Consider the following 6,912-nt stretch of genomic DNA (forward strand, 5'->3'; position numbering starts at 1 on the left):
ACTGTGATCGCCCGCTCGCCCGCTTGGCGCAGGGCAAATTCTCATAGTATTGATAAGATTTGCCACTGCAGCGCGTGGCGACGTGCTCTTGTAAGTTATCAAAGGAAAGAAGGCGATTCATCATAGAGCCTAACAATGCTATAGAGCCTAACAATGCCGATCTGCCGGCCACCACCGTGTTAGCGACCTTCCATCAGGGCATCAACGTCAAAGATAGCCTGCCGCTTATCATCGGGTATGTGCCGGTGGCGTTTGCCTTTGGTCTGAACGCCGTGAAACTCTGATTCACGCCGTTGGAAGGGATGTTCATTTCCTGCATCATATACGCCCGCTCCAGCCAGTTTGTAATTACTACCCTGATCAGCGTCGGTATTTCGCTGTATATAGCCACACTGACGGTCATGGCGATGGGATGTGAGCCACTTATTGTATAGGACGCCGCTTTATATGGGCCGGCGTTGCGCTAACACACGTCCCTGGCACGCTGTCGCCCTGTAAAACCGCCCATTGGGCTTTTGGCCTGACCTATGAAGTCTTCGCCGCCACCATTAGCTGCCTCAGCCGGGATAATCGCAGCAGGTCTGCACTTTGCTGGCCTCTAGCTAGTATCGATTCGCATGGCGATTCTGGGTGACATCGGCGGCGGCTGTCTAGCAGCGCTGCTATCGTCCTCGGAGGGGTAAGCCGTGACTAGTACGGTGTTTATCATTAGCTGTATAGTAGGGATGGCGAATTTTCTATTTCTTTGGTTACCGTTTTTTTCTAGCGGGCGACCGAATGCATAATGGCCAGCCCGGGTCGGGTACTGGACAGTATCGGTATTGCCGCTATTTGTGCATTGCTGGTGGTATTATCCACCTTACCCGATACCTTAATTATCCTACATGAGCCTCAGCTTGTATGGCCTACGCTAGCAGGGTTTTGACATTGGCGGTGCTGTTTACCTGCACTCGCAGCATCATCATAACGACGCTGTCCAGTGCTCTAGTGTATGGCGTGGTGTAAAAATGCTTACTAGAATTTTAATCAGGGGAGTAAGGAAATGGGTAAATTAAAATTACCTCAACACTTATATATTATATATTAAAATTTTTACTAATGAGGTGCAGGTTAAATGGAAAGTTCTTTAACCCCGGATAGAACAAATGTTAACGCTGGACACGCAGAAAAAAAGCGATTTTCCTTTCCAGGAAGTGTAATTACCCCGTTTGTGCATGCACATGTAGGGTAAACTGCTGGAAAACCGCAACCGTATTGCTTGAAAGCCCAGGGAATTAATGAAACCTTGTTTATAGTGTTGGTGACTATGAAATCGCAGGCCAGCCGCAGTATTCAAGTATTTAGCCGCCAGAACTGAGTTCGGCTCTGGTTTCCTCCCTCACTAATGCCACCCACATTGCCGATGAGCTGGAAAAACGCAGCTGGATTGAACGTAAACAGAATGAAAATGACCGCAGCTGTTTGCATCTGCATCTGACGAAAGCCGGCCAGACGTTTCTTGATAATCTTTTACCGTCGTAGTATAATTACCTGATTTAATTACTAGTCGACGCTGAATGAAGCGGAAAAGCAGCGATCGGAATGCCTGACCCGCAAGCTGTCGAATAGGTTCGATACGCTTATCTCGGAAGTGAATGTGCTGAAGTTAAATCTTCAGCTTACCACAGCAAACATCGCAAGGAACCCTCTAAGGCGTTTTTTAGCGTCTCGCTGACGTCAGATATGGTTTTTCCACCACTATTCCGCTAGTAGAATGCCAGCGCTTACAGACACGTTCAAACTGGGTGCCCGACCAGTGCCATTGATGACTGCTAGCGATATCCGTATGGGACAGTGCCTCATATGAAGAGCGCGATATCATCTTCCGCCAACACTAGCACACTGCTAAGGCGGGTATATTTACTTCGGAAAGTGGCATTTCACCGTTACCAGCTAATTACCACAGTGTATCAAGTTTGCTGAAAACGCCGCATATCCTGCAATATATCGTTGCACTGAATGGCTTTGACGTACTCTGCCGCACCTTCGGTGGTGCGCTTCGCAGCGCCGGACCCCAGTAGAGAGCTATCGCTTACCTCCACTACGTTCACGCCGAAGTGCGCAAGCTGCATATGATGGCGCCGAGATTGTGAGGATTACTAATAATCTGCTCCAGGCCCATAACACAATCGTGCTGTTTTACGGTGACTTTAGCAAGATAGCAGTCGGCGCTAAGACAGTCGTGTTTTTTTAATCAAAAACAGACACCTCCGTGATGTTCAGTGCCTGAGGATTTGGCCAACTCATCGTCTTCCACCACATGATAAGCCATATGGTTAGTCACAATCCAGCGCAGCGCATCGCGAAACTGCAACATCACCGATTGCTCGAACAAGGCCTGCACGATAGCATTCTAGTGGTTGCAAAACAGCGCCTGACAGGCATTTTCCCCATAAACGTAGGTTTCTACGGCACGCTGGCGGCTCAGCTGTTTCTGGATTTTGCCTCTGATTCCCCCATGATCTGGTCCGACGACGCCATCTCCGCATCGGCGGTCGATCTGCGCATGGCGGGGTGGCCGCGTTGGTGCCTCCTGATCTTCCTATTTTTTGTGCACATACATCACGTGGAATTTGCCATTTTTACCCTTTAATAAATCGTTATCGCTCATATTACCCTCCTCTCTAATGGGCGCGAAGATTACCCGATCTCTGCCCATATAGCATAGCTACCGGGTTAAAGTAAAAGCGGGCAACTATTATAGAAACCATCGAATAACTCATTTTTTCACCTGTTATTCCTTTTACTATACTTTAAAAATTGGCCCACTAAAATGCGAATACCACTGGCCGGAAAATTTCCGACGCTACAGTTAGTTCCACTCATCAGAAGCAACATTATGAACACGGTTTGTGCATCCTGCCTAGCCATTAATCGCCTGCAGGATGGTTACTATTTATCATCGATTTTGGGAGCCGTGGTGTGACCCCTGCGTTGGTTTTGCGCCGGTATTCGATGCCGTCGCCGGCGAACGTAGCGATAAAGTGCGTTTCATCAAGATCAATACCGAAGCTGAGCCGGCTCTCAGCAGTCATTTTGGCATACGCAGTATTTAACCATTATTTTGTTTAAGTAGGAGCAGAAAGTGGACTCGCTGCTACATGGCGCACAATGCCGAAAGCGCCATTACCCCTGTGCCTTACCCTCATGGGACGCCATGAAACCTACACTTGATCACCCGCGGGGCGCCCTTTGAAGGGTAGGAATTTCCAGGTCACCCTAAAGACGCTAAACGCGTCTTTAGGGTGACCTGGGTAGAATGGGTCAGCGTTAGTCAAATGGCCTTTCGTGGGATAAACTCGACGGGATAAGATAAGAAAAGCCTCCATGCAGTATGCCACTTTATGCCGCAGAAAGCCGCCTTAAGCATGTAGGTCGATGTGCCAAGAAAACGCGTACCATGAGGAAAAAGCATTACCTTTCTCCCAAGCGCTCTGGTAAACTCTTCCTCTTTTTCCACCTATCGCTACACTATGACCCAAAACGCCGTACTGGCCTTGCGCCAATTCCGATTGCAACAATCCATGCGCCCTTTTCCTGCCTGCGGCAGCGAGGTACTACGCTGCGAGGGTTATCTGCTGCCGCGCCGGCGTTGTTTGTGCTACATCATCAAGCCGTCATAGTAGGATCCGGCTCGGTACGCGACCAGATAAAGGCCTGCGTCACCGGTAGAATATCGGAGATTAACCATCCGGTGTTGCTAGGTTTGAGGGGCTCTGTCGAACATTACCAGACAGAACCGGCTACTAGCCTGCTACGGCGGCGTGGCCGATCTACTCCGTCAGCCCTATGTTGTTTTCCTACCGGCCCCTATGTACCGGGAGAGCGATGCGTGGTCAATCATGTTTTGCCCAGCGCTCGGGCTACTGCTGGATCTCGCCGACGATACGATCCCAGATCGTTACCGCGCCGCGCTATTGACGTTCATGGGCAATAAAGATTATTACGCACTGCTGATAATCTATGTCCCGAGTGCTACCTCGCCTAGTAACCAGACTGCTACGTAAGTTATCGCCATATTGGCTGGTGCTTCCCCGCTCACGACCGGTTGCTGTATTGAGCAATTAGAGCAGCTAGTTTTTTCACAGCAAGCATGCCGTTCTATTCATCACCTAGGCTCGCCTGCCGACCTACCGCACCCCCGAGGGGGCCGTGATGGCCTTTGAGTACGGGCGTAATCAGCGCCAATTGATACTGATGCTGCCGATCGGGCTGGCCATCGACGCCACCCATGTTCACCAGATAATCCGCCAAGCACTGGATTAAGATATCACCCAGCTGGAAACCCATGACGTTATACCCCTCATTGAAGCTTATAGCACAAGACCTAGATAACTGCCGATAGCGACGACGCAGTGCGGCCCAGTGAAGGGCGTGGTTATCCAGTCGCGATGAAGCTGCATTTCGCCGGTATCGCACATAAATCCGACGTACAATGGGTAATATTCGCGTTGCGCAACGTAGTAGAAGTAACGCAGGTAGCCAGTGCTATGCTGTTGCCGCCGCTTAATATGGCGCTGGATTATCACCTGATATGTTACAGGGACTGAAGAAGGTCATCCTGCGCAATAACCACTCCGCTGTATCCGCTGGATACAGCGGGGCTCAGCCAACTACTGGTGAAGATGTCCAATTTGGTGGTAGGCTGCCCAGAAAATTATCGCGTTGAATACTCATCTGCTGCTGGCCTGCAGCAGCGATCGGCAGCGATATGACGGCGCCGCTGGCTATCCAGCCCTATCCGTGCCAGTTGGAGTCGGTCATCACGCTCAATAATGGGCAAATCTGTTTGTTCCAGCTAATTATGCCTGAAGATGAACTACTACTGAAAACTTTCATCGGTCATGTGAACTCGCGAAGTCCTATTTTACCGCTACTTCACAGCGAAATTAGCGAATTTATCCATGAATATTTAGCCTATATGATGCAAATCGACTACGATCGGGAAATGGCGTTCGTGGCGGTGTCAAGCAACAACAAGATTGTGAAGTCATCATCGGTAATCACCCTTGTTTATTGCCGATTCGGATAATACCGATACGGAATTCGCGGTGCTGGTGCGTTACGATTTGAAAAAACTAGGACTCAGGCGCATGCTTCTTGGAGAAGATTATTAATTACACCCGCGCCCATTGGTCTGCAGCAGCTGACCCGCCATTACTATGCTCAATAACTGCGGCATGATTGATAGCGCTGGAGCGCAATTAGGCTTCACGATGGATATTAAACTGCAGAACAGCATAGACGCATCGTCGTGCTTGCGATGGGACCGGTTACATATTACATTGCGCCGGCAGCAGGCAAGGATTAGCCGGGCAAATTGAAACATGCCCACAAGCAACAAAAGTAGTGGTATTATGGCCCGTTCAACGCAACTGCCTATCTACACAGGGTCATTCCAACCTTCGATGATAAGAGAAGAAGCGCACTGTGATGTTGTCAACTTTTAAACGCAACAAACATCAACAACACCTTGCACAACTGCCAAAAATCCCCCAGACGGTTGCAGATGTTAAAACTCTTTACAGCCCTGAAGATTTTTATCAAGCACTCATACAGGCAATCGCCGGCGCCCGGCGGCGGATTTATCTGGTCGCTCTATATCTGGAACAGGACCAAGGCGGCGAACGAATCCTTGAGGCTCTTTATCAGGCCAAGCGCACCGACCCTACGCTTGAAATAGCGATTCTGGTTGACTGGCACCGGGCACAGCGCGGGCGAATCGGCGGCGCCGCTGCTAACACCAACGCCGATTGGTACTGCTGGATGGCACAAACCCATCCCGGTGTAGACGTGCCAGTATACGGCGTGCCGGTCAATATCCACGAAGCGTTCGGAGTTTTACACTTGAAGGGTTTTATCGTCGACGGTGAGGTGATTTACAGCGGCGCCAGCCTGAATGATGTCTATCTGCATCAGCAGGATAAATACCGCTACGATCGCTACCAGATTATCCGTAACCACCCGCTGGCAGACACGCTACTCAACTATATTAAACAACATTTGCTCACGGCGCCGGCGGTGAATCGATTGGACAGTACCGCCCGGCCGAAAAGCTTGGAGATAAAAAATGATACCCGCCTATTTCGCCAGTCCCTGCGGGAGGCCATCTATCGTTATCAGGGTGAAGCAGGCCACAATGAACTAGCCATAACCCCGCTAGTAGGATTAGGCAAACAAAGCCCACTGAACAAAACGATCCACCATTTGTTGTGTTCGACCCGCGATATCTTGACGTTGTGTACCCCTTATTTCAATTTGCCCGCGCTGCTGATGCGCGATCTCATCAGGTTACTGCGCCTGGGCAGGCAGGTGGAAATCATTGTCGGCGATAAGACTGCCAACGATTTTTATATCCCGGAAGAGCAGCCATTTAAAATCATTGGCGCCCTCCCCTACCTATATGAAGTCAACCTGCGCCGCTTTCTTGGCCGTTTGCAGCATTATGTAGATAATGGTCAACTGGTGGTGCGTCTGTGGAAAGACGACGACAACAGCTATCACTTAAAAGGCGTTTGGGTGGACCAAGAGTGGCAATTGCTGACCGGTAATAACCTTAACCCACGTGCCTGGCGGCTCGATCTGGAAAATGCGCTACTAATCCACGATCCCACACAGGCGCTGCGGACGCAGCGTGAGCGCGAACTCGCCATGATCCGTACTCACACTCGGATGGTAAAGCACTTCACCGAGCTACAAAGCATAGCAGACTATCCGATTAAAGTGCGTAAACTTATTCGTCGTTTACGCCGTGTCCGCATTGATCGCTTAATTAGCCGAATACTCTGAAGTAGTATGAACGATCATTTTAATGCCGGTACAGCAGTAGCAGCGGCAGTTCCCTACTCTCGCATGGGGAGACCCCACACTACC

9 protein-coding genes and 4 pseudogenes are annotated in these 6,912 nt (G+C 50.1%); 9 read left to right on the forward strand and 4 right to left on the reverse strand.

Features of this window, described 5'->3' with window-relative positions:
- Positions 1-140 precede the first annotated feature (140 nt).
- Positions 141-574, forward strand: a pseudogene (locus BG74_RS18115) (AzlC family ABC transporter permease); the annotation flags it as partial.
- Between the two features lie 540 nt (positions 575-1,114).
- A pseudogene (gene mprA / locus BG74_RS14180) lies at positions 1,115-1,515 on the forward strand (transcriptional repressor MprA); the annotation flags it as partial.
- Positions 1,516-1,949: 434 nt separating this feature from the next.
- Here the strand turns inward: mprA and BG74_RS14185 are convergent.
- Positions 1,950-2,111 (reverse strand): hypothetical protein, encoded by a 162-nt coding sequence (locus BG74_RS14185; RefSeq protein ID WP_187202808.1) that lies wholly within the window; start codon positions 2,109-2,111, stop codon positions 1,950-1,952.
- A 122-nt stretch (positions 2,112-2,233) separates the two neighbouring features.
- Positions 2,234-2,359, reverse strand: a complete 126-nt coding sequence (locus BG74_RS19075; protein ID WP_256364251.1) for a hypothetical protein — start codon at positions 2,357-2,359, stop codon at positions 2,234-2,236.
- A gap of 3 nt (positions 2,360-2,362) precedes the next feature.
- Here BG74_RS19075 and BG74_RS14195 point away from each other — a divergent pair, with 3 nt between their 5' ends.
- The 3 genes and pseudogenes from BG74_RS14195 (at position 2,363) to BG74_RS14200 (ending at position 3,662) form a co-directional block, all read left to right on the forward strand.
- A complete protein-coding gene (locus BG74_RS14195) occupies positions 2,363-2,632 on the forward strand; it encodes a hypothetical protein (protein WP_187202810.1) in 270 nt (89 codons plus the stop codon).
- Between the two features lie 313 nt (positions 2,633-2,945).
- Positions 2,946-3,092, forward strand: a pseudogene (locus BG74_RS20880) (thioredoxin domain-containing protein); the annotation flags it as partial.
- 420 nt (positions 3,093-3,512) lie between these two features.
- Positions 3,513-3,662 (forward strand): hypothetical protein, encoded by a 150-nt coding sequence (locus BG74_RS14200; protein ID WP_187202812.1) that lies wholly within the window; start codon positions 3,513-3,515, stop codon positions 3,660-3,662.
- Between the two features lie 7 nt (positions 3,663-3,669).
- Here the strand turns inward: BG74_RS14200 and BG74_RS11580 are convergent.
- A pseudogene (locus tag BG74_RS11580) lies at positions 3,670-3,793 on the reverse strand (DTW domain-containing protein); the annotation flags it as partial.
- Between the two features lie 10 nt (positions 3,794-3,803).
- On the opposite strand from BG74_RS11580, the gene BG74_RS14205 reads away from it, so the two are divergent.
- Positions 3,804-4,046 carry a hypothetical protein gene (locus tag BG74_RS14205; RefSeq protein WP_187202813.1) on the forward strand — a complete coding sequence of 81 codons (243 nt, stop codon included), beginning with the start codon at positions 3,804-3,806 and terminating at the stop codon, positions 4,044-4,046.
- A 94-nt stretch (positions 4,047-4,140) separates the two neighbouring features.
- Here the strand turns inward: BG74_RS14205 and BG74_RS08290 are convergent, their stop codons facing one another.
- On the reverse strand, positions 4,141-4,329 hold the full coding sequence (locus BG74_RS08290) for a hypothetical protein (RefSeq protein WP_066597771.1): 189 nt from the start codon (positions 4,327-4,329) through the stop codon (positions 4,141-4,143).
- Between the two features lie 65 nt (positions 4,330-4,394).
- Between BG74_RS08290 and BG74_RS11585 the strand changes: the two genes are divergently transcribed.
- The 3 genes from BG74_RS11585 to pssA all read left to right on the forward strand — a co-directional run bounded on the left by BG74_RS11585 (position 4,395) and on the right by pssA (position 6,828).
- Positions 4,395-4,589: an ATP-grasp domain-containing protein gene (locus BG74_RS11585; RefSeq protein WP_073961149.1), complete on the forward strand. Its 195-nt coding sequence runs from the start codon at positions 4,395-4,397 to the stop codon at positions 4,587-4,589.
- Positions 4,590-4,750: 161 nt separating this feature from the next.
- Positions 4,751-5,071: a hypothetical protein gene (locus BG74_RS08295; protein WP_066597773.1), complete on the forward strand. Its 321-nt coding sequence runs from the start codon at positions 4,751-4,753 to the stop codon at positions 5,069-5,071.
- A 401-nt stretch (positions 5,072-5,472) separates the two neighbouring features.
- Positions 5,473-6,828, forward strand: a complete 1,356-nt coding sequence (pssA, locus tag BG74_RS08305; protein WP_066597777.1) for a CDP-diacylglycerol--serine O-phosphatidyltransferase — start codon at positions 5,473-5,475, stop codon at positions 6,826-6,828.
- Positions 6,829-6,912: the final 84 nt, after the last annotated feature.

This window comes from Sodalis-like endosymbiont of Proechinophthirus fluctus (genome assembly GCF_001602625.1).
Taxonomy (GTDB): Bacteria; Pseudomonadota; Gammaproteobacteria; order Enterobacterales; family Enterobacteriaceae.